The sequence below is a fragment of the Nocardiopsis sp. NPDC055879 genome, assembly GCF_053615935.1.
The window spans coordinates 30,819-54,923 of record NZ_JBSHCT010000023.1 but is presented as its reverse complement, the minus strand read 5'-3'; the positions used below and the strand labels follow the sequence as shown (position 1 = coordinate 54,923).

At 65.5% G+C, this 24,105-nt stretch carries 19 protein-coding genes; 12 read left to right on the top strand and 7 right to left on the bottom strand.

Going from position 1 to position 24,105, the window contains the following annotated elements:
* Nucleotides 1–84: 84 nt before the first annotated feature.
* The 3 genes from ACWGKS_RS24175 to ACWGKS_RS24165 are packed head-to-tail and all read right to left on the bottom strand — an operon-like array spanning nt 85 to nt 1,366.
* The gene (locus tag ACWGKS_RS24175) at nt 85–312 is read right to left on the bottom strand and encodes a DUF397 domain-containing protein (RefSeq protein WP_358507925.1); all 228 of its coding nucleotides are present in this window, start codon (nt 310–312) and stop codon (nt 85–87) included.
* Entirely contained in the window at nt 312–509 is a 198-nt protein-coding gene (locus tag ACWGKS_RS24170) for a DUF397 domain-containing protein (protein ID WP_358507923.1), read from the bottom strand. Before ACWGKS_RS24170 ends, ACWGKS_RS24175 begins: the two co-directional genes overlap by 1 nt.
* A 2-nt stretch (nt 510–511) precedes the next feature.
* On the bottom strand, nt 512–1,366 hold the full coding sequence (locus ACWGKS_RS24165) for a helix-turn-helix domain-containing protein (RefSeq protein ID WP_452524140.1): 855 nt from the start codon (nt 1,364–1,366) through the stop codon (nt 512–514).
* A gap of 208 nt (nt 1,367–1,574) precedes the next feature.
* On the opposite strand from ACWGKS_RS24165, the gene ACWGKS_RS24160 reads away from it, so the two are divergent.
* Nucleotides 1,575–2,354: a DUF5753 domain-containing protein gene (locus tag ACWGKS_RS24160; RefSeq protein WP_358507917.1), complete on the top strand. Its 780-nt coding sequence runs from the start codon at nt 1,575–1,577 to the stop codon at nt 2,352–2,354.
* 122 nt (nt 2,355–2,476) lie between these two features.
* Nucleotides 2,477–3,049: an ATP-binding protein gene (locus ACWGKS_RS24155; protein ID WP_358507911.1), complete on the top strand. Its 573-nt coding sequence runs from the start codon at nt 2,477–2,479 to the stop codon at nt 3,047–3,049.
* Between the two features lie 731 nt (nt 3,050–3,780).
* Here ACWGKS_RS24155 and ACWGKS_RS24150 read toward each other — a convergent pair.
* Nucleotides 3,781–4,371 (bottom strand): hypothetical protein, encoded by a 591-nt coding sequence (locus ACWGKS_RS24150; RefSeq protein ID WP_358507909.1) that lies wholly within the window; start codon nt 4,369–4,371, stop codon nt 3,781–3,783.
* 214 nt (nt 4,372–4,585) lie between these two features.
* On the opposite strand from ACWGKS_RS24150, the gene ACWGKS_RS24145 reads away from it, so the two are divergent.
* From ACWGKS_RS24145 to ACWGKS_RS24105, 9 genes are all read left to right on the top strand, one after another.
* A complete protein-coding gene (locus ACWGKS_RS24145; protein ID WP_358507907.1) occupies nt 4,586–6,172 on the top strand; it encodes a serine/threonine-protein kinase in 1,587 nt (528 codons plus the stop codon).
* A gap of 55 nt (nt 6,173–6,227) precedes the next feature.
* On the top strand, nt 6,228–8,366 hold the full coding sequence (locus ACWGKS_RS24140; RefSeq protein ID WP_358507905.1) for a UvrD-helicase domain-containing protein: 2,139 nt from the start codon (nt 6,228–6,230) through the stop codon (nt 8,364–8,366).
* Between the two features lie 187 nt (nt 8,367–8,553).
* Nucleotides 8,554–10,161 carry a hypothetical protein gene (locus tag ACWGKS_RS24135; RefSeq protein ID WP_358507903.1) on the top strand — a complete coding sequence of 536 codons (1,608 nt, stop codon included), beginning with the start codon at nt 8,554–8,556 and terminating at the stop codon, nt 10,159–10,161.
* A complete protein-coding gene (locus ACWGKS_RS24130) occupies nt 10,158–10,712 on the top strand; it encodes a hypothetical protein (protein ID WP_358507901.1) in 555 nt (184 codons plus the stop codon). Before ACWGKS_RS24135 ends, ACWGKS_RS24130 begins: the two co-directional genes overlap by 4 nt.
* The gene (locus ACWGKS_RS24125) at nt 10,709–12,781 is read left to right on the top strand and encodes an Hsp70 family protein (protein WP_358507899.1); all 2,073 of its coding nucleotides are present in this window, start codon (nt 10,709–10,711) and stop codon (nt 12,779–12,781) included. The genes ACWGKS_RS24130 and ACWGKS_RS24125 overlap by 4 nt, the downstream gene beginning before the upstream one ends.
* Before the next feature lie 95 nt (nt 12,782–12,876).
* Nucleotides 12,877–16,428 carry a competence protein CoiA family protein gene (locus ACWGKS_RS24120; protein ID WP_358507897.1) on the top strand — a complete coding sequence of 1,184 codons (3,552 nt, stop codon included), beginning with the start codon at nt 12,877–12,879 and terminating at the stop codon, nt 16,426–16,428.
* A gap of 830 nt (nt 16,429–17,258) precedes the next feature.
* Nucleotides 17,259–18,491, top strand: coding sequence for an ISAs1 family transposase (locus tag ACWGKS_RS24115; RefSeq protein ID WP_452524136.1), 1,233 nt, complete (start codon nt 17,259–17,261; stop codon nt 18,489–18,491).
* 454 nt (nt 18,492–18,945) lie between these two features.
* A complete protein-coding gene (locus tag ACWGKS_RS24110) occupies nt 18,946–19,722 on the top strand; it encodes a DUF4253 domain-containing protein (protein ID WP_358507893.1) in 777 nt (258 codons plus the stop codon).
* Between the two features lie 230 nt (nt 19,723–19,952).
* A complete protein-coding gene (locus tag ACWGKS_RS24105) occupies nt 19,953–21,185 on the top strand; it encodes an MFS transporter (RefSeq protein WP_358507891.1) in 1,233 nt (410 codons plus the stop codon).
* 278 nt (nt 21,186–21,463) lie between these two features.
* On the opposite strand, the gene ACWGKS_RS24100 is transcribed toward ACWGKS_RS24105, so the two are convergent.
* The 3 genes from ACWGKS_RS24100 to ACWGKS_RS24090 form a co-directional block, all read right to left on the bottom strand.
* Complete coding sequence (locus ACWGKS_RS24100; RefSeq protein ID WP_358507889.1) at nt 21,464–21,877, bottom strand: hypothetical protein; 414 nt, start codon at nt 21,875–21,877, stop codon at nt 21,464–21,466.
* 216 nt (nt 21,878–22,093) lie between these two features.
* Nucleotides 22,094–22,690 carry a hypothetical protein gene (locus ACWGKS_RS24095; protein ID WP_358507887.1) on the bottom strand — a complete coding sequence of 199 codons (597 nt, stop codon included), beginning with the start codon at nt 22,688–22,690 and terminating at the stop codon, nt 22,094–22,096.
* Nucleotides 22,691–23,094: 404 nt separating this feature from the next.
* Nucleotides 23,095–23,262 carry a hypothetical protein gene (locus tag ACWGKS_RS24090; RefSeq protein ID WP_358507886.1) on the bottom strand — a complete coding sequence of 56 codons (168 nt, stop codon included), beginning with the start codon at nt 23,260–23,262 and terminating at the stop codon, nt 23,095–23,097.
* A 268-nt stretch (nt 23,263–23,530) separates the two neighbouring features.
* Here ACWGKS_RS24090 and ACWGKS_RS24085 point away from each other — a divergent pair, with 268 nt between their 5' ends.
* Nucleotides 23,531–24,082: a DUF4352 domain-containing protein gene (locus ACWGKS_RS24085; protein WP_358507884.1), complete on the top strand. Its 552-nt coding sequence runs from the start codon at nt 23,531–23,533 to the stop codon at nt 24,080–24,082.
* Nucleotides 24,083–24,105: the final 23 nt, after the last annotated feature.

Genomic DNA, 24,105 nt, shown 5'->3' with positions numbered 1-24,105 from the left:
CAAAGCAGGCAGGGCCGAACAGTTCGTGGTCTCATTCTGTTCGCCACAGGTACAAGATCGTCGAGAGGAAGAACGGTCAGTGTGTCAGGCGCCCTTGGCGATACCGAGGAAGGCCTGCCACTCGTCCGCCGCGAAGAACAGTGCGCCGTGCTTGCGGTTCTGTGTATCGCGGATGCCGGTAGTCGGACCTTCGGCCACCTCCACGCACTCACCCCGCTCGGCACTGTAGCTGGACTTGCGCCAAGGGTTGTGGGCGACCTCTGCGCAGGCAGCCTCACTCTGTGAGTAGCTGGACTTGAACCAACCTGTCATCAAGCCTCCTCAGGGAGCCCATTCTGGGTGGCGCTGAGAAGCGCCTGCCACTCGGCTGAGGGGAAGATGAGCATGCCAAGGTCACGATGCTTGGTGTCTCGTACGGCGGCCCCATTACCTATGTCGGCCACTTCGACACAGTTCGTCGACGTTCCGCTATAGCTGGACTTGCGCCAGTTTGCTGCGTACGGCCGCATAACTACTCCTTCTCCAAGGCTTGGGCGGCTTGTTCCAAGTATTCGAGGCTCTGTGCAGGACGCCAAGCATCTGCGAGTAGTCGTTCGAACACGTTGGTGTGCTGCGCCAAAGCGTCTTGATCGTCCCAGAAGAGACTTGTGTTGTCGTTGATAGTCACGAGCACCGACAACTCATCCAAGGTGAGCAGGGTGAATTCGCCGGTCACCAGTGCAGCGTGCGCTCCTGCCTCGAAGGGGAGTATCTGGAGGGTGACGTTTCGCTGCTCGGCGAGTTGAGTGAGTTGCCGAATCTGTTCGGCCATCACCTTAGAACCTCCGACGGTTGTTCGGATGGCTGCTTCGCTGATGATCGCCCACAGATGCGCGCCTCGTTCCTGCCAGGTGGCTTGCCTGGTAAGGCGAACCTCTACAGCGGCATCCACAACTTCAGGTGCCGCACTGGGCATTGTGCCCTTGAAGAGAGCGCGAACGTAAGCTTCGGTCTGCATCAAACCGGGGATGAGTACGGGTTCGTAGGTCCGGATGCGTCGTGCCTCGTTTTCAAGGCCGATGTAGGTGCCGTAATGGTCCGCGATGCCGCTGGACTGCCACCAGCCCGAGGAACGCGCTTCCTTGCGCACGTGTAGGAAGCGCTTGATGGCCTCGAAGTCAAGCTCGTAGTACTCCAAGAGACGTTCCAGGCTGCCAGGCCCTGGGATGGCCCCTTCGACCCCGGGTGTCTCCCAACGCGAAACGGTGGAGACGTTCACCTTGATGGCGCGAGCCACTTCGGAAAGCTTCCTACCTCCACGCAACTTGCGCAAATCGGTCGCAAGTTGCCATTGGGCGACGGTGGGGCTCATTGTCATGTCTTCCATACTGCACTGGCTCTTCGGCTCGGCAAAATTCCTCCAAGGGATTTGTGGATGCGGATTGCATCTGCGTGTTTCTCGGTGTCTACTGTAACCATCCCCCGACCCTCGGTAAGCAGAGGGTCGGACGTTGCCGAGGAGGTCGTCTGTGGTTGGTGAGTTTGGGATAGGTGTGCAGCTGGAGGGAGCGGGATGGGAGAGCTATGGGGGAGGGGTGTGGTCGACACGGAAGGAACGCGGGCTCTCCCTTCCCCTCGTCGCCGACCTGGTGCTGACCACACCCGAACTCCTCCAGGAGCTCGAATCAGGCGGCTGCGACCCCGGCCTCCGCATCGCCCGGGACCTCGATCGGGCGCTGAACGCCGGCGGTGAGCTCTGGAACTCTTGGGCCTCGGCGCACCTGGCGGCCCTCTTCCACTCCGACCGGCCGCCCACCATCACCGACGCTCTGAGCGAGGCCTTCCAGGTCCGGGCCTATGCGCCCCTCGTTCTCCCGGACCCCTACCTCACCGACTCCTACGCCGCCGCGTTGCACCGGCTCGAAGCCCCGATGAACCTTCCGCTCTCCACCAACGCCCCTGTCGAGGAGACTGGCCGGCTGCACCCCACCACCGCCACCACGCCCCACTGCCTGGTGGTCGACGAAATCGCCCTGACCCGGTACCTCGCACCGGCCGAAGTCCTGCGGGCCCAGCTCCTGCACCTGCACCATTTGGCCCAGCAGGACCGCGTCCCCGCCACCACCGGTCCCCACCCCGGGCTGCGTGGCGCCTTCTGGACGCTGTGCTACTCCCCGGCCCGCACTTTGGTCTACACCCCGCACCCCTGCGGTACCGGCCACTTCCACCGCGAATCGGCCACCGTCAAGGCTCACACCGACCTGTTCGCCACCCTCCAAGGGGTCGCCCTACCGGCCGAGGACTCCCTGCACCGCATCGCGGAACTCGCCGCGCGGCTCACCCCCAGTCCCCGCCAAGCCCTCACCGACCACTGACCGAGCACCGAACCATCCACACCCCGGCATGAAAAAGCTCTGGCGGGTGCGCCAACACCCCCAGAGCAGGCCGATCGAAGTTCCAACCATCCCGCTTCAAAGAACGAAGGAGTCTGACCGACATGTCCATTGTGCCTCAGCCGTTCCCGCCCGTGCACGTGCACCCCGCCCCCAAGCCCGTGCCCACCCTGGGTTTCCCGGGTCGCCGCTGGCCCTGCCTGCTCTACCCGGGCGACCTGGCACACCTGGCCATCATGCGCCGTGACCTGCACTGCGACCTGGCGGGCCTGGTCGGCCTGCACTCCGACACGGCCGCCGACATCGTCCTGTGCGCCAGCGAAATCTTCGCCAACGCCATCGATCACAGCCGATCCGGTGAACCCGACGGCAACGTCGTCCGCACCCTGACCATGCCCACCGCCACCACCCTGCGCCTGGGCGTCATCGACGACGGCCACCGCACCAGCCTCGCCCCGAACGACCCGCTGACCGAACCGGTCATCCCCACCGATCGCACCCTCACCGAATGGGAGGAGGCCGAACGAGGCCGGGGCCTGCTCATGGTCGAACACCTCTCCCAACGCTGGGGCAGCCGCAAGGTCCTGGACTTCCCCTTCTGCGAGGGTCTGGGCACCTTCCTGTGGGCCGAGTTCGCCTTCACCGGCCCCCGCGCCCCCTTCGGAGCCCTGGTATGAGCCCCGGACCTGTCACGGGTGAACTGCGCGCCGTGCTGGACGCGCCTCGGGGACAGCGCTTCTCCCGCCCCGGGGCCTCGTCCCCGAACATGGAGACCCCGCGTGCCCGCCGGCACGCCCTGGAACGGCGTCTACTCGTCCAAATGGCCGACAATCCCCATGGGGTCCTCCCACTCTGGGCACCCCTGTACTCCACCCGAGTGACCGAAGACGAGCGCCACGCCCACGAAGTTCCTGAACTCGAACGTCCTGAAGATCCGTGGAAACCCTCACCCGCTCCGCGACACCGGCCACGGCCGATGATTCCGAGTCCCCGCCCGGCTCCGGATGATGGCCCGCCTCCGCCCCGGCCGGCGCGTCCGCCATCGCCGCGCCGACCTCGGCGTCCGCACAGCCATCGCAAACCCCGTCGTCGCAGCTCGTACGTGGGCCGGCAGGTGCTCGGCTACATCCTGGCCACCGCTATCGGAGCACTCGCCCACCACCTGGTCCCGTTCCTGTCCTGACCCACACAGCGGGCCGGGCGCCCTCGCCGCCCGGCCCCGCCGCCTCACCCCGGAGCAGACTCCACAGGATGATCCTGGCGCCAGAACTTGTCCTCGCCGGTAGCGAGGATTAAATAATTCCAGGTCAGGGTAGGGGTATCCGGATTATTCCTGGACGCTCGTGCAGCGCACCCGTGGACGCGGATGGGCCCGTGCGATGACGGGCCCCGGTAGCTGACGTAGGAGTCAGTGACTCCGCCTGATGACGGCCTTCCCCCGCCTGTCACGCACCCAAGTGACCACGACGATGGTCACCGTGGTGACGAGTCCCAAGACGGGCAGGCTGATCCGGGTGAGCCCCCACAGGAGCTGTCTCGTCGGAGCGTTCTCGTAGAGGTCCTTGGAAGCGATGCCGAAATCAGTGTCCGGGTTTTCGCAGACGATGTCATGGGTGCCGGTCTCGGTGAGCTCCAGGGTTTGGACCAGGTTCCATTCCTCGGCCCCGAAGTAGTAGCCGCTCGCGGCGTGCAGCTCGGTTTCTCCATGAACGCCGGAAGGAGTGGTGACCATGCAGTAGCCGTTGAACTTCAGCCCATAGACTCCGATTTCCCCGAGATCCCCTTCCTCGACATCCAGCCGAACCTCCAGGTCGCGGCCCACCTCGCTGATGAAGTCGGGAGCGGGATGACGTACCCAGGGGCCCAGGGCGAGAAGGATTCCGAAGACCACCAGCGTGACGACGGCGCAGATCAGACTCGCGACGTAGCCACTACGCAGACGAGGCCTACCTGGAGTGTTGGGGGAATCAGGGGGCAAAGGTGTGGAAGTGGAGGACATCGCGACATTATGGCATCGGATCACGACCAAGGGTGAGCGGTGGGTCGGTGATGTCTTGTACCTGTGGATCGGAGCCGGTGCCCACTGTCCGGTTGAGGACCTTCGGCCGCGAGCCCTGATCCACAACCCCCGTAGGATCGCCCTTCGAGGACACAGCAGCCGCGTGGCCGGGCCGGTTGGGCGGTGGGCCGCGCCCGAGGCGGATGGGAGCCCGGTGCACACCACACCCGAGCGGATCGCCGACCGGTACGAACTCGTCGGCGTCATCAGCACCGGTGGCATGGGGCAGGTGTGGCGCGGTTACGACACCGTGCTCGACCGCCCGGTCGCGGTCAAGGTGATCCGCCCCGACGCGGTCGCCGATCCCACGCGCTACGACGAGTACGCCGACCGCTTCAAACGCGAGGCGCGCGTCACCGCTCGGATGGAGAACCCCGGGGTGCCCGCCGTCTACGACGCCGCCGTGGACAAGGACAAGGGCTCGCTGTACCTGGTGATGCAGCTGGTACGAGGGGTGTCGCTCTCCGACACCATCAATGAGGCCGCACCCCTGCCGGTGGCCACCGCGACGGCTGTGGCCGCCCAGGTCTGCGCGGTCCTGTCCGAAGCGCACGCGGTCCCCGTCGTGCACCGTGACCTCAAACCCGGAAACATCATGGTGGCCGACGACGGCACCGTGAAGGTCCTGGACTTCGGGATCGCCGCCGTGCTGCGCACCGACGTCACCCGCCTCACCCAGACCGGCAGCCCCCTGGGAACCTACGCCTACATGCCCCCCGAACAGGTACGGGGCCTGGCCGCCACCCCCGCCAGCGACCTGTACTCCCTGGGCTGCGTCCTGTACCAGATGCTCACCGGTCGGTCCGTCTTCCCCGACGACTACACGTCCTTCCAACTCCAGGTCGCACACGTGGGAGAGGTCCCCCTCCCCCCCTCCACACACCTGGAAGGACTGCCCTCGGACCTCGAAGAGCTCACCCTGGACCTGCTCGCCAAGGACCCCGAGGACCGCCCCGCCACCGCGCAGGACGTCTACGAACGTCTTGTCCCCCACCTTCCTCGGCCCGAGCCACTCGCCCCGGATCGTCCCCTTCCCCCCGGTGCCCTGCCCGACCCCACTCGTCCCTATCGGCGCCCGATCCCGCCCCGTCCCAAGGCGGTCGTGGCCGCCCCCACCAAGCCGTTGCCGCCCACCCCGGCGGAGGACACCCTCGATCTGGTACCCGCTCCGGGGCTGGCTCCCGGAGAACTGACCGAAGCGGACCAGCACGCCCAGGCCCTCATCGCCGAAGGACGCTTCGCCCAGGCCATCGGTGTCCTGGACGACGTGATCGACCCGGCCGCCGACGCATTGGGCGCCGAATCCGCCCAGGTGGTGGAGTTGCGCCTACTGCGGGCCAACGCGTTGGCCATCAACGGGGACGCGCGCCTGGCCCTACCGGAGTTCACCGACCTGGCCGACATCCTCGAACGCCAGGCGGGCCTACAGGACGAACGCGCCCTCATCTGCCGCGAACAGGCCGTGTACTGCATGGCGCAACTGGGACGGAACACCCAGGCCCTGAGGGAGGCCGAGCACGTTCTGGACCGATACCGATCGGTCTTTGGCGAACGCTCCGAGGACGCCTTGGACCTGCGTAGGCAGATGGCAATGTGGCGCCTTCGTTCGGGTGAGACCGAACAGGCCTCCTTTGAACTGCGCGCGCTGTACTCTGACCTGCGCGCGGCCTACGGCCCGGGCGCCCCCGAAACCCTCCAGGTCGCCGAACTCCTGGACCGGCTGGGACAGACCCCCGGCTGAGCCCGGCCGCCGCAGCGCCCCGAGTCGTACCAGCCAGAAGGAGACCTCCCCCCCCATGCCGCAGCTCTTCCTGGGCCAGCAGTTCTTCGAGAGCGGTGAGTACGACGAGCTTCCGCCGTCGGCGCGCAAGAACGTCCGACTCGCCATGGAGAAGTTCGGTCTGCTCACCCCCGCCGAACTGAAGGCCGATAAGGGCCTGAACTTCAAACCACCCCAAGCGCGCCGCAACCGCGACATCTTCACCTTCAAGGTGGACAACTTCTACCGGGGCGTGGTCCTGGCGCCCCCGAGCGGCGACAGCTACGTCCTGCTCAAGGTCATGAACCACGACCCCGCCTACGACTGGGCCAACAAACAGGATGCGGGCGTCAACCGGCTCACCGGTGCGGTGGAGATCTGGGACGACGAAGGGCTGGATCGCCTCACCCCCGACCTGGAGGAGCGAGCCGCCCCGACCGCACCCGAACAGCGTCTGTTCGCCGGGATCTCCGACGGCGAGCTGACCACCTTGGGTCTGAGCGAGAAGGTGTTGCGCGCGGCCCGCACCGTCGTGGACGCCGACGCCCTCGTCGACATCGTTCCGTTCCTGCCCGAGGACCAGGCGGAGGTGCTCCAGTACCTGGCCGCCGAGTTCTCCGTGGAGGAGGTCTGGCGCGACATCGTCGCCCACCGCCCCTCCGGTGCGGTCAGCGGTGACATGGACACCGCCATCCGCAACACCCCCACCCGTGTGCGTCTGGTCTCGGGGTTGGACGAATTGGAGGAGATCCTTTCCCAGCCCTTCGCGGCCTGGCGGATCTTCCTGCACCCGGCGCAGCGCAAGGTCGCCTACAAGGCCAGCTATCCCGGTAGTTACCAGGTGACCGGGGGCCCCGGTACCGGAAAGACCGTGGTGGCCATGCACCGGGTCAAACACCTGCTCACCTACCTACGCCCCGACGAACGCATCCTGCTCACCACCTTCACCAACGCCCTCGCCGACGCTTTGGGCATGGGCATCCGCCGACTCGTGGACGATGCGGCCCACATGGAGCGGCTCGACATCACCACCGTCAACTCCCAGGCCAGCAAGGTCCTGACCGAGGAGAATGGTGGGCGCGCCCCGCGGTTCATCAGCGACGTGCAAGAGCTCGACCGCTGGCGCACGATCGTCCAGGACCAAGGTCTGGAGTGGAACGCCGAGTTCCTCCAACAGGAATACCGGCACGTCGTCCTCGCCCAGCGTCTGGACACCCTGGAGGAATACCAGGACGCCACCCGTAGCGGAAGGGGAAGCCGTCTCGCCGGTGCCCAACGGGAACGGGTGTGGAAGGCGATGACCGCCTTCACCACCGGTTTGGACTCTGACGGGATGCAGACCCACCTTCGTGGTTGCGACCTGGCCGCTCGGGTTCTGGAGAAACAAGGCCCCCGCTTCCGACACGTGGTGGTCGATGAGGCCCAAGACCTGCACCCCGCCCAGTGGCGGTTCCTGCGCGCGGCCGTAGCGCCCGCGCCCGACGACCTGTTCATCGCCGGCGACCCCCACCAACGCATCTACGACGCGAAGGTCTCCCTGAAGACCCTCGGCATCAACGTGGTGGGCCGTTCCCAGCGGCTGCGCCGCAACTACCGCAGCACCCAGCAGATCCTCACTTGGTCCCGGCCGTTGTTGGACGGGGCGAAGGTGGAGTCCCTGGCCGATGGCGGTACCGAGTCCCTGGCCGGGTACCGCTCGGCGCTCCAAGGACCAAGGCCCACCACCTACGCCGCCGCCGACCACGAGCAGGAACTGGACGGCCTCGTGGAACGGGTACGCGAGTGGATCGACGCCGGGGTGGAACCATCATCGGTGGCGGTGGCCACCCGGGTCCGGTGGGTGGCCAAGGACGTGGTGACCGCCCTGAAGGAGGCCGGGATCCAAGCGCGCGATCTACGTGGAGCCGACGAGGACACCCCCGGGGTGCGCGTGGGCACGATGCACTCGCTCAAGGGTCTGGAGTTCCGATGCGTCGCCGCGGTCGGGGTCTCCGACGGAGCGGTGCCCAACCCCAAGGCGATCACCCCCGAAGAGGTGGACGAACTCCAGCACAAGGCCGACATGATGGCGGAACGGTGCCTGCTCTTCGTGGTGTGCACCAGGGCCCGCGACCACCTGCACATGTCCTGGCACGGCGCCCCGAGCCCGTTCCTGACCGAGGCCGGCATCGCCTGACCACGCGTTCACTCGAACCGGGAGTCCCCGAACGCATCACTCTGCGTGGTCGGAAGCGGGCTCATCTTGCACTTCCCGGTTCGGTGATCAGGCCGGTAAGATCCTGGAAGCTTGGTGAAGGTCCGAACCCGCACGGATTGTCACGTTCCAAGGTCGTGCCCCTCCTCTGTGAATAGAGCTCGTCAACGTGGAATCCAGTGCCTCCCGTGCGCGCGAAGACGCTTTGCTCGAACAAGAGCTGCGCCGTCTCGAACGGGTCCGAGCCAGAAGGAAGCTAGGGCGTAAGGACAGCGTCTGGCAGGAGTTTCAGGTCGACCCCGAACGGATTCCGCGACTGCGCGCCGTGGTCGAGGCCGTTCTCGAAGACGCCGGTGATGGACCGGCCCCGCGAGAACTTCGGAAACTGTTGGCGGAACGGATGTGTCCCGGCGCGCCCGTGTTGCTGATGCGGGCCTTGATGGAACTTCCTCCCGACATCGCCATCACCCACTTGGAGGAACTTCACGAGATCGGGGCTTCGGCGCTGACACGCTGGACCCGTGTGGGCGTGATGCTGGCCGCCGGTGAACGGAACACCGCGGCGGAACTCAATGACCTCCCACCTCACACTCCCGCCTTGAGCCTGTGGCGCGACAGCGAGTTGCTCCGTCGTGGGAACAAGCTGCGAAGCCTGGAGCGGTTTCTGGAGCGGGCACCGCTCAGTCTGGTGGACGATCTGGTCGACCGGGGCACCGCTTTCCCATTCACCGGTACAGAGCGGGTGGACGAGCAAGAGAATCGCTATCTGTTGGCCCGCCGTTCCCCTGAACGGCTGACCGAGGAACAACTCGACGAATTCGACTGGCCGGAGGAATCGTGGCGTAGACGACTGCTCCAAGACCCTTCGTGCGAGATCCCGGCTGAAGCACCGGCGCGAATCTCCGATCTGGCGGCCGTGGCCTTGGGAGACACTGATGCCCTCACAAGGCTGAGCGGTGCACTCGACGCACGAACCCGGAGTCTGGTGCTTCAGCTCCTCAGTGCGGTGGATCGGCCTGAAGTCTGGCCCAAGGCGATCCTCAAGGAGGAGGCCTTGTGGCCGGTGCTGGAGAACTTGTATTCAGGGCCGATCGAGACAGCCCACCAGGAGACATCTGGGTTCGTTGCGTGGCGGGACCTGCGGGCGGCCCACAAGGAGTTGCTTCAGGTGAACCCGTCCGCCTACGAGCGGATCGGTCCGCACCTGGACGCCGATGAACGGTGGGTGCGAGAGGAAGCCGTTGCGATGGAGGTGTACCTCGACCTTCGATTCGCGGAAAATGGTGACTCCTCAGCGTTGCGCAAGGCCTTGGACCGGTTGCTCGCACTGGAGAACCGTAGCCTCGGCACGGATGCCAACATCTCCTGGCTCCGAGACCGACTCGCCACGGATCGCAATCGACGTGGGCCACTGTTCAACCCCTACCTGGAACTCGGTGTGGCCCATGGGGCGCCGCAACGAGAGTGGCGGGAGACTTGGCGTCGACTCCGGCGCACGCTCCAGGGACGGCCTGAGGAACTCTCCGACATCAACAAGGCCCGTGACTTCATCCGGGACATGGAGGCGACCGGAAACGCGGGGAGCCACCCCTTGTACGTCCTGCCTATTTTCCCGGACCGGCTCTTCCCCACGCCCAAGGTCTCCACACGTTTGGTGTCTCAAGCCCGGCCGTTGCCGCGCAGGACCGAACCGGTGTCGGAACAGGAGCGAGAGCGGCTACGCATGGACGCGCTCACCTCATTTCTTCAGGAAACGGTCTCAAGGAGGACGGGATGATCGGTGATGAGGGGTTCAACGAGGACATCGATGAAAAGCTCGGACGGATCCTCGCGGACCTGACAGGCGAAGAACGTGAGTACCTGATGAGCGTCGTCGCCGTCGGTATGGAACCCAAGAAGCTCATCGCTCCGCTCGCCGCGAGCCTGGTCGACGTGTTCCGTGAGCATTCGGATGATCCGCTTTCCCCATCGGAGGCGCGAGAGATCGCCCGACGCACCCTGGTGGAGAACATGCGTGCCAGGCAGACCCACCTTTCACAACTGGCCCAGCTTCTCCAGGACGTGGAGAAACAACGGGGTGAAGGTGACCCCCGTGTCCTGACCCGACGGATCCTGGACTTTTGCCGCAGCAGTGGCCTGAAGAAGGTCACCGACATCGAGGACCTTTCCTTGTTCCGGGTGGTCTCCGGCCAGTCCGGTCCTGATACCGAGGCCAGAGTGCTGGTACCGGCCTTCGTCGACGAGATCAGTGGTCGCCTGGTGCTCGCGGGGGAGATCGTCTTCCGGGTGCCGAAATCGGGTGGGAAGAAGAGGAAGGGATCGGCATGACCTTCGGAATCGATTTCGGTACGACCAACTCGGTGCTCGCTCACTGGAACGGCGAGAAGGCCGAGGTCATCGCGCTGGACAGCACCAACCTCGACGCCTGGAACTACCCGGCCTTCGCTTCTCTCTTCCCCTCTATGGTCGGTGTGAGTTCGGTACGTAAAAACGTACTGTTCGGATGGGAGGCCAAACTCCGTTCCGAGCAGTTCACCCCTGCCGCCAAACGGCTTCTGGCCGGTGATGGCGAGATCCAGGTCGGCCACCGCTCCTGGCCGGCCTCCACCGTGGCCTCCGGTATCTTCCGTACGATGCGCCACCGCGCCGAGGAGGAACACTTCCTCGAACTGAACACCGCCGTGGTCACGGTGCCGGCCAACTCCGCGGGCGCCGCCCGATTCCGCACCCGGGCCGCGGCCAGGGAAGCGGGTATCCGGGTCGACTCGCTCATCAACGAACCGACCGCCGCCGCCCTTCACTACAAGCATCGGATCGGTGACGCCGGACTGGAGAACATCCTCACCTTCGACTGGGGTGGTGGCACCCTCGATGTCACACTCATGGAGGCGGAGGGCGATGGTGGGTTGTTCGAGGAACGAGCCGCACGCGGTGTGCCTCGACTGGGTGGTCTGGAACTCGATATCGCTTTGGAACGTCTGGTCATCCAAAAGGCCGGAAGACGCCCGAAAGGGTTGGCCGAGCGGACCGCGTTCGACCGCGAGATCGAATTGGCCAAGATCCGCCTGTCCACCGAAACCGTGGTCGCCGTTCCCATCCCCGGAGGACGGAGCAACGTCGAGATCACCCGAGAGGAATTCGAGTCGGCCATCCGCCCGGTGGTGGAGCGGGCGGTGGAACCGCTCCGGCAGTGTCTGGCCGACCTGGACATGGTGATCGAGGACATCGATTCGGTACTGATGATCGGTGGCAGTAGCCAGATCCCACTCGTTCGGCAGAGAGTCGGTGACATCGTGGGGGAGAGTCTGGTTTCCAACGAGTTCTGTGACCCCATGACCTCCGTCGCCCAGGGCGCCGCGGTCGCCGCCGCCATCAACAACGGCGACGTCGACATCGATCTCGCGGTGGGCACCACGCACGCGCTGGGAACGGTGTCTACCCGCAAACTGGGCCCCGGAAAAGAGGTGCGGTCCTTCAGCCCGATCATCCCGCGCAACGCCACCCTTCCGCGTGAACAGGAGAAGAACTACCGCCCCAACGACGCCGGACAAAAGCGCATCACCGTCGAGATCTGGGAAGGCGACCCCGCCGACCCGGTCATGTCCGAAGAGGGGGCGGACAACAAGTCCAACATCTGCCTGACCAAGCTCCCCATCGACCTGCCACCGTTCGAGGATCCGGAGAAGGCGACCTTCACCCTCACCTACACCTACGACATCAGCGGCCTCCTCGGGGTACGTGCCGTGATGGACCGGGACGGAGCCGTCCTGGTCGACCGGGAGATCAACGCCTTCGGTCTGTCCACTACGGGAGTCGGGGTGAGCGCGGCGAGTCTGCGGGAGTTCATGGAGACCAGACCGCGTTTACCTGAAACCGAGAGAACACCGCCCATGGAGACGGTTGTCGAACCCGCCCCGAATCCCAAAGACGTGGCCAAGGCCGCCGCACCGAAACCGAAGCTCGCGACCACCGCTGTTCCTTCTCCTGCCGGACCGTTCGTGGTGGACGGTTCCAACCTCGCCTACGAAGGCCGGGGGCGTGCCAGTCTGGCTCGGCTGTACTCGGCGCTGGAGGAGTTGCGCGCCGAGCACCCAGGCGCCGAGGTCGTGGTGGTCGTCGACGCGAACTTCCGACATGTGGTCGCAGATGAGGAAAAAGCCGAAGTGGATCGGGAGATCGACAACGGAGCGTTGCACCGGGTCCCGGCCAGGACCGTGGGCGGTGCCGACGTCTTCCTCTTGGAGGTCGCCCGTCGGAAGAACGGAATCGTGGTCAGCAACGACGGTTTCAAGGAACACGTCGATCACCACGGGTGGCTTGCCGCTTCGGGGCGGCTACTCGGAGCTGAGGAGATCGCCGGGATGTGGGTGTTCAAGGAACGGCGTCCTGCCGTGTAGCGCTGGTTCTAGGAGGCACAGCGGTGAACGTCGGGGACACACGCAAGGTTCAGACCGCCGTGGTGGGAACGGCGCGCTCTCGTGACCCGGTTCAGATGCCGGAGACTCGTTTCGAGGCCGTCCGATTCAGGGCCGACCACGCCCACCGAAGTTTCTGGTGCGGTGTGTGGTTGGGCGGGTGCGGTAAAAAACTGTCCACCCGTGTGGGCAAGGTGCGCATCCCCCACTTCGCCCATTACCCCGAGTTTCCCGAACGGCACGTGTGTCGGCGTAGGTACACCGACAGCGCCAGCGCCGACCATCTGTACCTGACCCGGGACCTGGAAAACTGGCTGGTCGCTCAGGGACGGCGCACCCCCGAGGTGGATCTGCGCGGAGACTTCGCGGAGGGAGACACCTGTCGGCAGGCGGTCCTCACCACCGATCGGGGCCTTGTCTCGGTCGAGTTCAGTCCGGGTTTGCAGGAGGAGAAGGGCGAGCACGCGTGGCGGACCCGACTCTTCGGGCCACGGGCGATCCCGCCCCCACGAATGGTGAAGCAGCAGCGGTACGTGCTGAGGGCACGTCTGGGCACGCCCACGGGGCGCTACCGGACCGAGATCGGCACCATGACTCCGAGGGGGGAGACCCGGTGGACGCCACTGAGAGACTGCGTCCTCACCGAACGAGGGTTGACCACCCCGCACATGCCCGTGCTGAAACCGACCGGTGAGAGGAAGACACCATCCCCCGAGATCTTCGGGCTGCCCCTGGATCATCGTGACCTGATCGCCTACCCCAAGGGAGAACACAGCAGCGGCCGCCACGGAATCGAATCACCGAAGCATGCGCACCGTCTGGCCGTGTATTTTCAGGCTCGACAACAACAGCGACGGGCCGGACATCTATGGCTGCCCGAACCGGTGAGTGGCCTGGCCATCGGTGCACCGCACCGGATCACCGGCCCCGCCTGGGCCGACCTGGACCGCAGCGCACCTGAACGATGGAGCGTACGGGCCCAAGGCCTCACCCCGGTCGATACCGAACCACCAAAACCCGAACCGGTGCCCGCGTCGTCCAAATCCACACCGGTATCCGCAACGCCCGAGACCACCTCGCCGAAGCTCTCCCCACCCGAGCCCGAGGCCGTACCGGTGCCCGAGGCAAGGCCGGTTCTCGCCGTACCCGACCGGATCGATGTGCCGGGCGTCGCCGACGTCGGCCTCGGTAAGGGAAAGCTCAAGCACATACCGGACGAGCTGTTGGAACGTAGCTCACCGCCTCCCGAAATGCTCGGTTGGCTGTCGAAGAACGGGTGGTCGGGAGGAAAACAGGCGAAGGATAGAGGATGGGTGTCCTTCGCCATGATGGACGAGAACCGTGTCCGCCAGATGCGGGGTCCCGAGGCCTCGCACGTTCGAACTCTCGTGGTCCTGCGGCGGCTCGGTGAGCGCTGGCTCGCGGCCTGCCTGCTGGACTCTTTCAACCGGGATTTCATTGCCATCGGTGCCTCCGTTCTACGTGACTGGTCCAGACAGACCGAGGACGCCGCCATCGCGAGAATGGAGGAGTGGCCTCAAATCCGTTCCCACGCGGTTCTGGAGAAAGGTGTCTCCCTGAGCGCCATCGAGAAAAGCCGTGCGCATGCACGTGTGGCGCTCCAGCTGCTGGGAGTCCTCGCGCTCTTGGGTGAGTACCGCGCCGTCCGTTCCCTCGTGGACGACGCCATGACACGAGACCTCGACTCGGGATGGAGCAAGAGATTCCAGTCCGAGGGGGTGCGGGAAGGCTATCGGGTCGAGTTCGATGACAAGCGGAATTCCGTTTTTCGCATTACTTTCACCGACGCGAACGGTGTTCGTGGCGAGGGGGCTCATAGAGACAGGGAGGTGGCTAGAAAAATGGCCGCCAAGTCCTATGCCGCCAGAACCGACGTGTCCTCCCTTTCCAAGAAGATCGTGAAAGGTGTGACACCCCGCAGCGTGGATTCCCCACCGATCACACCGCGGAACTATAGACGTCTTCCCGAGGAGTGGCAGGAGGGCCTGTGCGGCGTCCACAAGACCCTCGTACCGGGTGGTCGAGGGGAGGGGTGGGTGGTGCAGGCCCTCACCGATGCTTCCTGGGCCGAACAGAACCGGTCGCTTCTGCTGGCCTCGGGACAGAAGGACAATGGGATGCTCGCCCATCAGGGGAGCACCATCGGCCATCTGTTGCGCACACACAGACACAGCAGGAGACTCCTGGAGAGGACCATCACCCCGGACGAGGACGAGATCCAGGTAGGTCCCGTCCCCGCCGGGGACTGGAGACGTTTCCTGGTCGAAGTCGGAGCCGACCGTCTGGTGCTCACCGGGGACGGGGCCGCTCGGCCCAAGGCCGAACAGACCGCGGCCAAGGCTCTCATCGGCGCCTGTTGGCGCTCGTGGCCACGGCCTTCCGATTTGGTCGACACAGATCTCTCCGCGTTCTTCGATGTTCATGACCTCATGCCCGATCCGGTTTCCTGGAGGCGGAGGATGAACACGTTGTTCGGGTTGACCGGTGAACTCAAGAGTGAACCGGCCCAAGCCGAATCCTCTTTCCACACCACGTCCCTGGTGCTCGGATGGAGGGAGCATAGGGCCATATTGCAAGGCCCGCTCGTGCTCCCCAAGACCCGGCATCGAATACTGGCCACCCTCACCGAGAGGACCCTGCGTATCGCGGAGAAGGTTCGTTCCGCCGACCCATGGGAGCTGTCCGAGACCGAGACCCCGGTGGCCGAGGTGTTGATCGCGGCCCAGCTCTCGGGGCCACGGGAGGAACCGGACAAGCGAGACCGCGACTATCTCGTTCGGCGTGGGCACCTGGGAATCGATCATCTGGGGCGGGGGGACATCGACACCTTCGCGGCTTGGGCAGAACAGGTCGACGAACTGCACGGCCACGTCGAGGAGGCCGAACTCACCAGGGTGGCCCGGCTCTACCGCACACTCCTGATGTCGATGAAACCGGTGCCGACTCCGGCTTCGCGGCGTATGTCACGGCGGCTGCTCACCCTACTGGACCTCACCACCATGACCTCCGCCGAACAGAAGGAGGTCAGGACGATGATTGCCGCACTCGCCTCCCTGGGCAGGGTTTCGGCCTCATTCGGCCAATACGCCTCGGTGGGACGCTTGCCGTTGGCGAAGACCGAAGGCGCGAAGCCCGCGCCGGAGGTGGACTTCTCCGACGCGGGTCACCGAGAGGGGCCGGCGACGATCACGTCACGCCAGGCCGGGGCGCTACGGGAATTGATCGCTCGAATCCGTGTCGACGACGAGTCGGCGGAGGTCGAGGTGGCGCAGGAGGAGAGCGGTGTCTACGTCGTCGTCTCGGGGGTGGAAGGAGTGGACCACGGCGAGGTTCACATGCTGGCGGACCTTCTGTCCGAGGTGGTTCCCACCTTGACCTTCGAAGCGCACGAGGACGAGTACACGGTGATGATCCTCAGGGAGGATCCCATCGACTCTCTGCTCCAAGCCGGAGCGCGGGCACTGCGTGACTCCTTCCGGCTTCCACCGCGACTCGCCGAGGCCCTTACCCGGTTGGAGGCGTCATTCCAGACGAGAGAAGAGCAGGGGAAGGAGCCGGACCTAGGGATGTGGGACGCGCTGCGACGAGAGTTGCAGGGTGTGCTCTGAGCTAGTCGCCCGATGTACCCCGTAAGGATCACGATCCGAAGACACAGGGATCGATGTGTAGTGCACGTAGAGCACTCCCTGTACGACAGCCCGTGGGTGAGGCTGGGCAGGGCCGACATCATCACCTCCTCGGGAACGGTTTCGAGTGCCGCATCGTGTCTCCACCCGTGAAACCACGCCTGCATCTGCTGATCTCGATCTTCGTACCCGTGGGTGGGGAAACCGTCCGCCAGGATCACCGGCGGCCCTCACACCACCGGCCACGTTCTGGCTGAAGGAGCCCTTATCGATCCCGATGTCACCGCCGCTGAACCCCTTCGATTCGACCTCTCGCAGCACCTCGTCCGTGAGTGGTTCGAGTTCGACCAACGCGAATCCTTCCTCGGGGGCTCGACTTCGATGGCCGGATAGTCTCCCGAATGCGATGCGTACGCCGCGCGGGCAGCCTCCACTACGCGGTACCGCCACAACTCCCCACCTGTTCCCCTGCCAACACGACGAAGCCGTCCTCTCAGGGGAGCGGCAAGACCGACAGGTACCGAAACGGTGTCGATGAGCCGATCCCCTTCCGGGACCTCCCATAGTCAACTCATCCGCTTGACCCGTTGCGGGTGGTCCGGTTCCCGAGGGGCATCGGCCGTGAAATGATTCGTGCCCGAAGACAGCCCGCGGCCGGCCAAAGGAAGAAACAGCGCCGTGCGCACCCAGGGCTCGTTCAAGTTCCTGGATCACGCAGTTCATCCGATTTGACCTGGAACGATACACACAAAAGCAGGCACGGAACCCGAGATCATGAAGGTGTCTAAGCCACATGATCACGAAAGTCTGCCGTGCCTGCCCACCTATCCTCCCCGATCCCGCCCGTGCTCGCCAAACTCGGCCCCCTGGACCCCGACTCCATCACCGACCTGCGCCCCTACCTGGACACCGTTCCCGACCCACGCTCCCCACGGGGACGCCGGCACCCCTTGACCTGCATCCTGCTCGTGTGCGCGTGCGCCACCATCTCCGGCGCCAAGAGCATCGACGAACTCGCCGAGTGGGGCCAACGCGCACACCCCACTCTCCTGGCAGCGCTCGGGGCACGACCCCACCCCCTGGCCTGGCGTCGCTCACCTTCGGCACCCACCATCGACCGCGTTCTGGCACGCATCGACGGTGACGCGCTCGATGCCGCCATCGGTGCCTACCTCGCCGACCAACACCAGGCCACCGCTGAGGCGACCGAGAGCGAGGACACCCCGAGGCGGCCCGCGATCGCCCTGGACGGCAAAGCACTCAAGGGCTCAGCCCGCCTGGGGCAACGCTGCCGCCACCTGCTTTCCGCCATCACCCACCACCGCCCCATCACCCTCGCCCAGACCGAGGTGGGCGCCAAGACAGGCGAGACCCGGCACTGTCGACCCCTGCTGCGTGACCTGGACCTGGCCGGGTGCGTGGTCACCTTCGATGCCCTGCACACGGTCAAGGACCACCTGAGCTGGCTCGCAGGCACCAAGAAAGCCCACTACATCGCGGTGATCAAGACCAACCAGCCCCTCGCCCACCAGCAGATCTCGGGTCTGCCCTGGTCACAGGCCACCATCGCCCACACCCGATCCGAGACCGGGCACGGACGAGTCGAGTCCCGCTCGATCAAGGTCATGGCCATCGCTGACAGCCTCGGCGGTATCGCCTTCCCCCACGCCAAGCTGGCCATCAGGGTTCACCGCCGCCGTCGGCAAAGGGGCAAGAAGCAGACCCGCGAGACCGTCTACGCTCTCACCAGCCTGGACGCCCACCAGGCCACACCGGCCGAGCTCGCCGCCTACCTGCGGGGGCAATGGGCGATCGAGAACTCCAGCCATCACATCCGCGATGTCACCTTCGCCGAGGACGCCTGCACCGTCCACGCTGGCAACGCGCCCCGAGCGTTGGCGGCCTTGAGGAACCTGGCCAACGGTGTGCTCCACACTCTGCGGGCGGACAACATCGCCAAGACCACCCGCGCGATCCGGGACCTACCCGAACGAGCTCTGCCGTTCTTCGGGATCAGTTACGAACCCGACCCTTCAGGAACTTGAACGAGCCCTGGTGCGCACCACCGCGGACAGCCGGGCCCGTCCCACCACACCCATCATGGTCTGTCCTTCGCCACTTCCCCTAAGCCGTTCCCAAGGTCCCACGAAGTCATCGACCGCGCTCTTCGGCCGACACCTTGGAGACGGAAGCCGCCCCCTCCCCGTCGAATTATTCCAATGTCGCCAGGACCCCCGTCGCCGTTCTCCCCGGCGATGCCGAACACCTTCAGAAGACCGCGGAACGCTTCGCGGCTATTCACCAGGAAGCGGAACCGGCTCATGCCCAATACGTCCAGCCCCTGAACCAGAGCGAGAACGACCTCGGTGTCGATCAGCGCCCAATCCTAGAAGCCTCGGCCCTTGGTCTGTTTCCAACGGGGTCGCGCTGCCATACGGGGCCGGGTGGTTCTTCTCCGCACCCAGGGGACTGTCGCAGGGGGCCCTACAGTCGACGACCATGGAACTCCCAGAAGCACGATCCCTCCAGCTTCCCGCCGGCCGTATGGTGTCCTCGGCTCAGGGGGAGCCGGTCCTATGGCTGAGTGACGCTCCGGTTTCATCGGGCCTGTGGTCTCGGGTGCTCGCCGAACACCCCCGTTTCGGTCTGTGGCCCTTGTTGCTGGATGGGCGTCACCACGAACCCGATCGACCATGGGAGTCACAGGAGTTGACCGTCTCGGGGTTCTCCCGTCTCACTGAGCATGACCCGGAGGAACTGTTCACCACGTGGTGGAACGAGCACGCTCACGTCAAGGACGGTGTTGCCCCTCCGGAGTCACTGGAGACCGCGCCGTTCGGGCTCTGGCCGGGCCGGGCGCCCGCCCATGGCGTTCAGCGAGGAGCCGCTGAGCAGAGGGCGTGCGAATACGCCGAACTCCTCGTGGAGTACAGGCACGGCTGCAGACTGGGGCTGGTCCGGGCCAGGTCGGGGGCCGAGGCGATGACCGAGTCCGGATGGACGGGGCCGCTCAACTACGACAATGACACGGCCGTGTTCGCCTGCGTGGTGGCCGACTGGGAGCGCCGCTTCGGCGCGAGAGTTCTGGGCTTGGGGTTCGACACCCTGACCCTGAGTGTGGCCGCCCCACCCACCGACATCGATCAGGCTCTGCGCGTGGCGGCCGAACACTTCGCGTTCTGCCCGGACAACATCCTGCAGAACCCTCCGCACCGACTGAGAGCCTACGCCGAAGCCTTGATCGAACGTCCCCTTTGGAACTTCTGGTGGGACTGACCGTGTCCGGACACCCGGACGGACAACGGCCGCACACACGCCGCGCAGCCGACTCTGGCGGAAAGTTCCGCCGAACCGGAGTGCGTTCGGCACCGCGGCCCATGTCGAGGGCGGGGTGCTCTCTCGGCACTGGCGGGACCTCCAGATGATGGCGGCCCATCGCGACGTGAAATGGCACGACAACCACGCCGTGTTCGCCATGGCTTCGACCGATCGGATACTGGTCTGACATGCGCGCCTACCTGTCCTTCCTGGCCACCAACCGGCGACCGCTGCTGGGCTGCTTCGTCCTCTTCCTGTTCTCCGCCTTCGGCCAGACCTTCTTCGTCTCCCTCTTCTCCGCCGACATTCGCCAGGACCTCGACCTCACCCATGGCCAGTTCAGTTCCCTGTTCATGATCGCGACCCTGGCCGGCGCCCTGACGATGACCCAACTGGGCAAGGTGGTGGACCGTCACGGCGCTGGGCGGATCGTTCCCGCGCTCACGCTGATGCTGGCGTTGGGCGCCGCGATCATGGCGCTGGCCACTCAGGTGTGGATCCTCTTCCTGGCCCTGTTCATCCTGCGACTGTTCGGGCAGGGCATGATGACCCATACCTCCTTCACCCTCACCGGACGGTGGTTCGACCGGGAACGTGGACGTGCCACTTCGGTGGCCACCCTGGGGTTGAACGTCGGTGAGGCCGTCCTGCCGCTCGCGATCGTCGCCCTCTTGGCCGTCGCCGGATGGCGGGAGGCGTGGTGGATCGTGGCCGCGCTGCTCCTGTTGCTGGCGTGGCCGATGTCCGTTCTCATGCGTTGGAGGCGCACGCAGACCGGCGCGGTCGATGGCCGACCGATGACCGTGGTCCGCGGCTGGACACGACGTCAGACCCTGCGCGACCCCTACTTCTACCTGCTGCTCGCGGCCATGGCCGCGCCGGCCCTGGTCGGTAACACCGTGTTCTTCCACCAGGCGTACCTGACCGAACTGCGTGGGTGGTCCCCGGCCCTGTTCGCCTCGGCCCTGTCGGTGTACGCGGTCACGACCGTGGTGTTCAACCTGGTGGGAGGTGTCATCGTCGACCGCCTCACCGCACTGCGGCTCGTCCCCTTCTACCTGGTCCCCCTCGGCCTGGGATTGCTCGTCCTGGCGGCGGCGGAAGGGCCGTGGAGCGTCGTGCTGTTCATGCTGCTGTACGGGATCACGAACGGGTTGTCCCTGAGCCTGTTCGGGGCGGTGTGGCCTGAGGTGTACGGGGTGGAGCACCTGGGCTCCATCCGGTCGATCATCGTGGCGGTCCTGGTGTTGGGTTCCGCCGCGGGTCCCGGTGTCACCGGGCTGCTGATCGACGCCGGCGTCGGTTACCCGGCCCAGATCATGACCCTGGGCACCTACTGTCTGCTGGCCTCGGCCGCTGCGGCGTGGTTCGTCTCGCGCATCCGGGCCCGACTACGGGATGAGCGCATCGAGGTGGTGTGAGCCGACCGAGCACCCTGGCCCGAGAGCCCTGGAATCCGGGCGCCGTTCCGTCTCTTCATCGACCTTGAGTGCGGCGTCTCCGGGTGACCCGCCCTCCAGCACGCCGCCGATGGGGATTTCATGCCCGGGTCTCGGCCATGAGGCGATGCCGCCACAGAGACAGGACGTTGCCCTGCCCGCCCGAATCGGACCGGGTGCTTCCGACAGGATCGACCGGAAGCACCCAGGGCACGTGTTCCTTGGGCCAGGCCAGGCCGAGGCGGTAGCGGCCGGTTTCGCTACGTCGACCGTTCCGGCACGCTGTTCGGGGCGGTGGTCAGGGTGAACTCGACAGCGACGCAGCAGAACAGCTCACGTCGGCTGCGACCGTCCTTCTCCAAGCCCTCGAAGAGTGCTCGCAGTTCCTCTTCGACACCCGGCATCACGTCCTCGTTCCAACGGACGCGCAACCGGCTCAGGAGGAGTCGCGGCGTCTCGTAGGCAAGTTCGAGTGAGACGTCGTCGAGACGGGTGATCTCCAGCGCGACCTCCTTGGAAACGGTGGCGTTCACCTTCTCCAGCGGCAACCTCAGAAGAGGCCCCCGGACAGGGAGGATGCGCATCTCCAGGTCCTTACCGGAACCGGTGACGCACAGCTTCTCCAGGGGTAGACCCCCGACGGGCAGAGCCGGGGACCAGACTTCGGATGTCATCGAACCTCCACGTTGCGCCGGCCGGACCATGGCCGGCCGGGAGCGAACAAGCACACTCGTTGTATACGGGTAGGCACTGACAGTGGAGATTCGGTGGTCACTCGGGCCGGTTTCAGGCGGCTCGGGGAACGAGGCCGGCGCGACTCCGTCGAATGTCTCGCCCGGGTCGGTCACCAGTTGCCGGGGAAGGTGTCGAACGGTGCCCGCGAAGCCCCGTCAGGGAACCTCCACCACGGCTACCTCGGGTGCCGATTCCGCTGACAGGTCGATCACGGAGAGTTCGGTGTTCTCGGGAACGTCGAACACCAGCTCGTACTCGGTGCTGTTGCCGGGGTTGGTCTCGTCCGCGAAGGCGCAGATGTTGTCGTCCGTGGAGTACTGGGTGCCGTCTTCGGAGTACGCGTACGCCCCTTCCCAGGAATCCGACGGCGGGTAGGCCGGCGCCGACCCCACGTTCTGCGCCCTGATGGTGAGCACGTGGTACTCGCCCGACGCGGAGTGCTGCTCACCACACGACTCATCGTTGTAGGTGGCCGAAGTGCGCGAATCGGTGACCTCGTAGTCGAACACACCGTCGCTCGGCTCGCCTTCCGGAGGCCCGGCGGGTACTTCCGAGGGCTCTTCCTCGTATTCCTCCATCGCCTCCATGTCCGTCTCCTCGACGGGCACTTCGGTATCTTCCGCGAAGTCCTCGAACGCGGACTCGAATTGAGAACGGATGTAGGCCTGGTTTCCGAACCATCCGATGCAGAAACCGAACAACAATGCGACCACGCCGATCGCGGTAGCCACGATCCACCCGGTTTTGTTCACAGTGATCTCCTTGCAGGGGCCGGTATGGAGCGGGCAGAGCAACCGGCTTGGACATGGTGCTTTGTATTCTATCCGGCGTCGCGCGTATCGCGGGTCGGATTCCGCAGGTCATGGCCGCTCTTCGTCGAGCTTGGTGCGACCCCGCTGCGGGGACGGGGCGTCATCGTGCCAGAGTTCCCCAGGGAGATCGAAAAACTTCGATTCGGCATATCGGTTTACCCGAAAGAGCGCCAGGAATTGTAATTCCGATCACACTTCCATCGCTGGAATCGAGGGCTGCCGAACGCATTCGTGACTCACCTTCCTGGGGTGCCCCGAGTCGCGGGCATGGGTCGGACGCTCTGTCCGCGCCGCGCTCTCGCCCTGATGCCATCGAGAGCGCCTGTTGGTGTGGGCCAGGCCGTTCACGCGCCCCGATGGCCAATGGGGGTGGAGGGCAGGGAGGTCGCGGGGGTAATGGCCGCCGGCGCGGCGGAAGGGGAGGGAGGTTCCAGACGTACGGTCTCGTTCTCATCGCAGCCGGTCAGGAGCAGGCCGAGGGCGGCGGTGGCGAGGGCGAGGCGACTGCGCATGGGGACTCCTTGAGTTGATGTCAGATGTGAACGCTATGGTGTTAACTATATTCACACACGCTTAGTGTATATTGCGTGAAGCGATGCAGGGGTCTTCTCCGCGCCGCCCGGCCCTCGGCGGAGTCGACTCCGCCGGTATCCACATCCACCAGACCGGAGTGATCCCATGAGTTACGGCCACTACCCCCACGGTCGACCCGCTCCCGGTCCCCGACCGGGCATGTCCACCGGTGCCAAGTTCGGCCTCGGATGCCTCGGGTGCTTGGGCATGGGCGTGATGGGTTTCTTCGCTCTGCTCTTCCTCGGAGCGCTGGTGTCCACCACCGATGACGGGGGTGACACCACGGTGGCCGACGCCCCGACCGGTACCGACGACGAGGGCGGTGGAGGCGAGACGGAAGACGAGGGCGCGGAAGATGCGCAGCCCGAGGAAACGCACCCGAGCCTGGGAGAGAGCATCGAGCACGGAGACTGGGAGATCATCGTGCACGCGATCGAGTACGACGTCCCCACCGCGCAGCTCGACGAGTTCTTCGCCGAGGAGCCCTCGGGGCAGTGGGTCACCGTTGAGTTGACGGTGAAGAACATCAGCGGTGAGCCGCGGTCGTTCGGTGAACGAGACCAGGTCCTCATGGACGAGGCCGGTTCCATGTACCGGTATGAGCTGTGGGCCTCCACGCTGTTCGGCTTCGACACCAACCCCGGTTCCGAAGAGACCGGCGTGCTCGCCTACGACGTGCCGGTCGACTTCGAGGTCGACCACATGCTGGTCAACGGACAGGGCGGTTTCGCCGATGGGGTCCGCGTCGACCTGGACTGAGCCGGGCCGTGGGCCTTCGACGT

Excerpts from the sequence above, each read along its gene's own strand:
- ACWGKS_RS24175 (WP_358507925.1), bottom strand. The coding sequence starts at position 312 with ATGACAGGTTGGTTCAAGTCCAGCTACTCACAGAGTGAGGCTGCCTGC.
- ACWGKS_RS24170 (WP_358507923.1), bottom strand. The coding sequence starts at position 509 with ATGCGGCCGTACGCAGCAAACTGGCGCAAGTCCAGCTATAGCGGAACG.
- ACWGKS_RS24165 (WP_452524140.1), bottom strand. The coding sequence starts at position 1,366 with ATGGAAGACATGACAATGAGCCCCACCGTCGCCCAATGGCAACTTGCG.
- ACWGKS_RS24155 (WP_358507911.1), top strand. The coding sequence starts at position 2,477 with ATGTCCATTGTGCCTCAGCCGTTCCCGCCCGTGCACGTGCACCCCGCC.
- ACWGKS_RS24150 (WP_358507909.1), bottom strand. The coding sequence starts at position 4,371 with ATGTCCTCCACTTCCACACCTTTGCCCCCTGATTCCCCCAACACTCCA.
- ACWGKS_RS24140 (WP_358507905.1), top strand. The coding sequence starts at position 6,228 with ATGCCGCAGCTCTTCCTGGGCCAGCAGTTCTTCGAGAGCGGTGAGTAC.
- ACWGKS_RS24130 (WP_358507901.1), top strand. The coding sequence starts at position 10,158 with ATGATCGGTGATGAGGGGTTCAACGAGGACATCGATGAAAAGCTCGGA.
- ACWGKS_RS24125 (WP_358507899.1), top strand. The coding sequence starts at position 10,709 with ATGACCTTCGGAATCGATTTCGGTACGACCAACTCGGTGCTCGCTCAC.
- ACWGKS_RS24120 (WP_358507897.1), top strand. The coding sequence starts at position 12,877 with ATGCCGGAGACTCGTTTCGAGGCCGTCCGATTCAGGGCCGACCACGCC.
- ACWGKS_RS24110 (WP_358507893.1), top strand. The coding sequence starts at position 18,946 with ATGGAACTCCCAGAAGCACGATCCCTCCAGCTTCCCGCCGGCCGTATG.
- ACWGKS_RS24105 (WP_358507891.1), top strand. The coding sequence starts at position 19,953 with ATGCGCGCCTACCTGTCCTTCCTGGCCACCAACCGGCGACCGCTGCTG.
- ACWGKS_RS24100 (WP_358507889.1), bottom strand. The coding sequence starts at position 21,877 with ATGACATCCGAAGTCTGGTCCCCGGCTCTGCCCGTCGGGGGTCTACCC.
- ACWGKS_RS24090 (WP_358507886.1), bottom strand. The coding sequence starts at position 23,262 with ATGCGCAGTCGCCTCGCCCTCGCCACCGCCGCCCTCGGCCTGCTCCTG.
- ACWGKS_RS24085 (WP_358507884.1), top strand. The coding sequence starts at position 23,531 with ATGGGCGTGATGGGTTTCTTCGCTCTGCTCTTCCTCGGAGCGCTGGTG.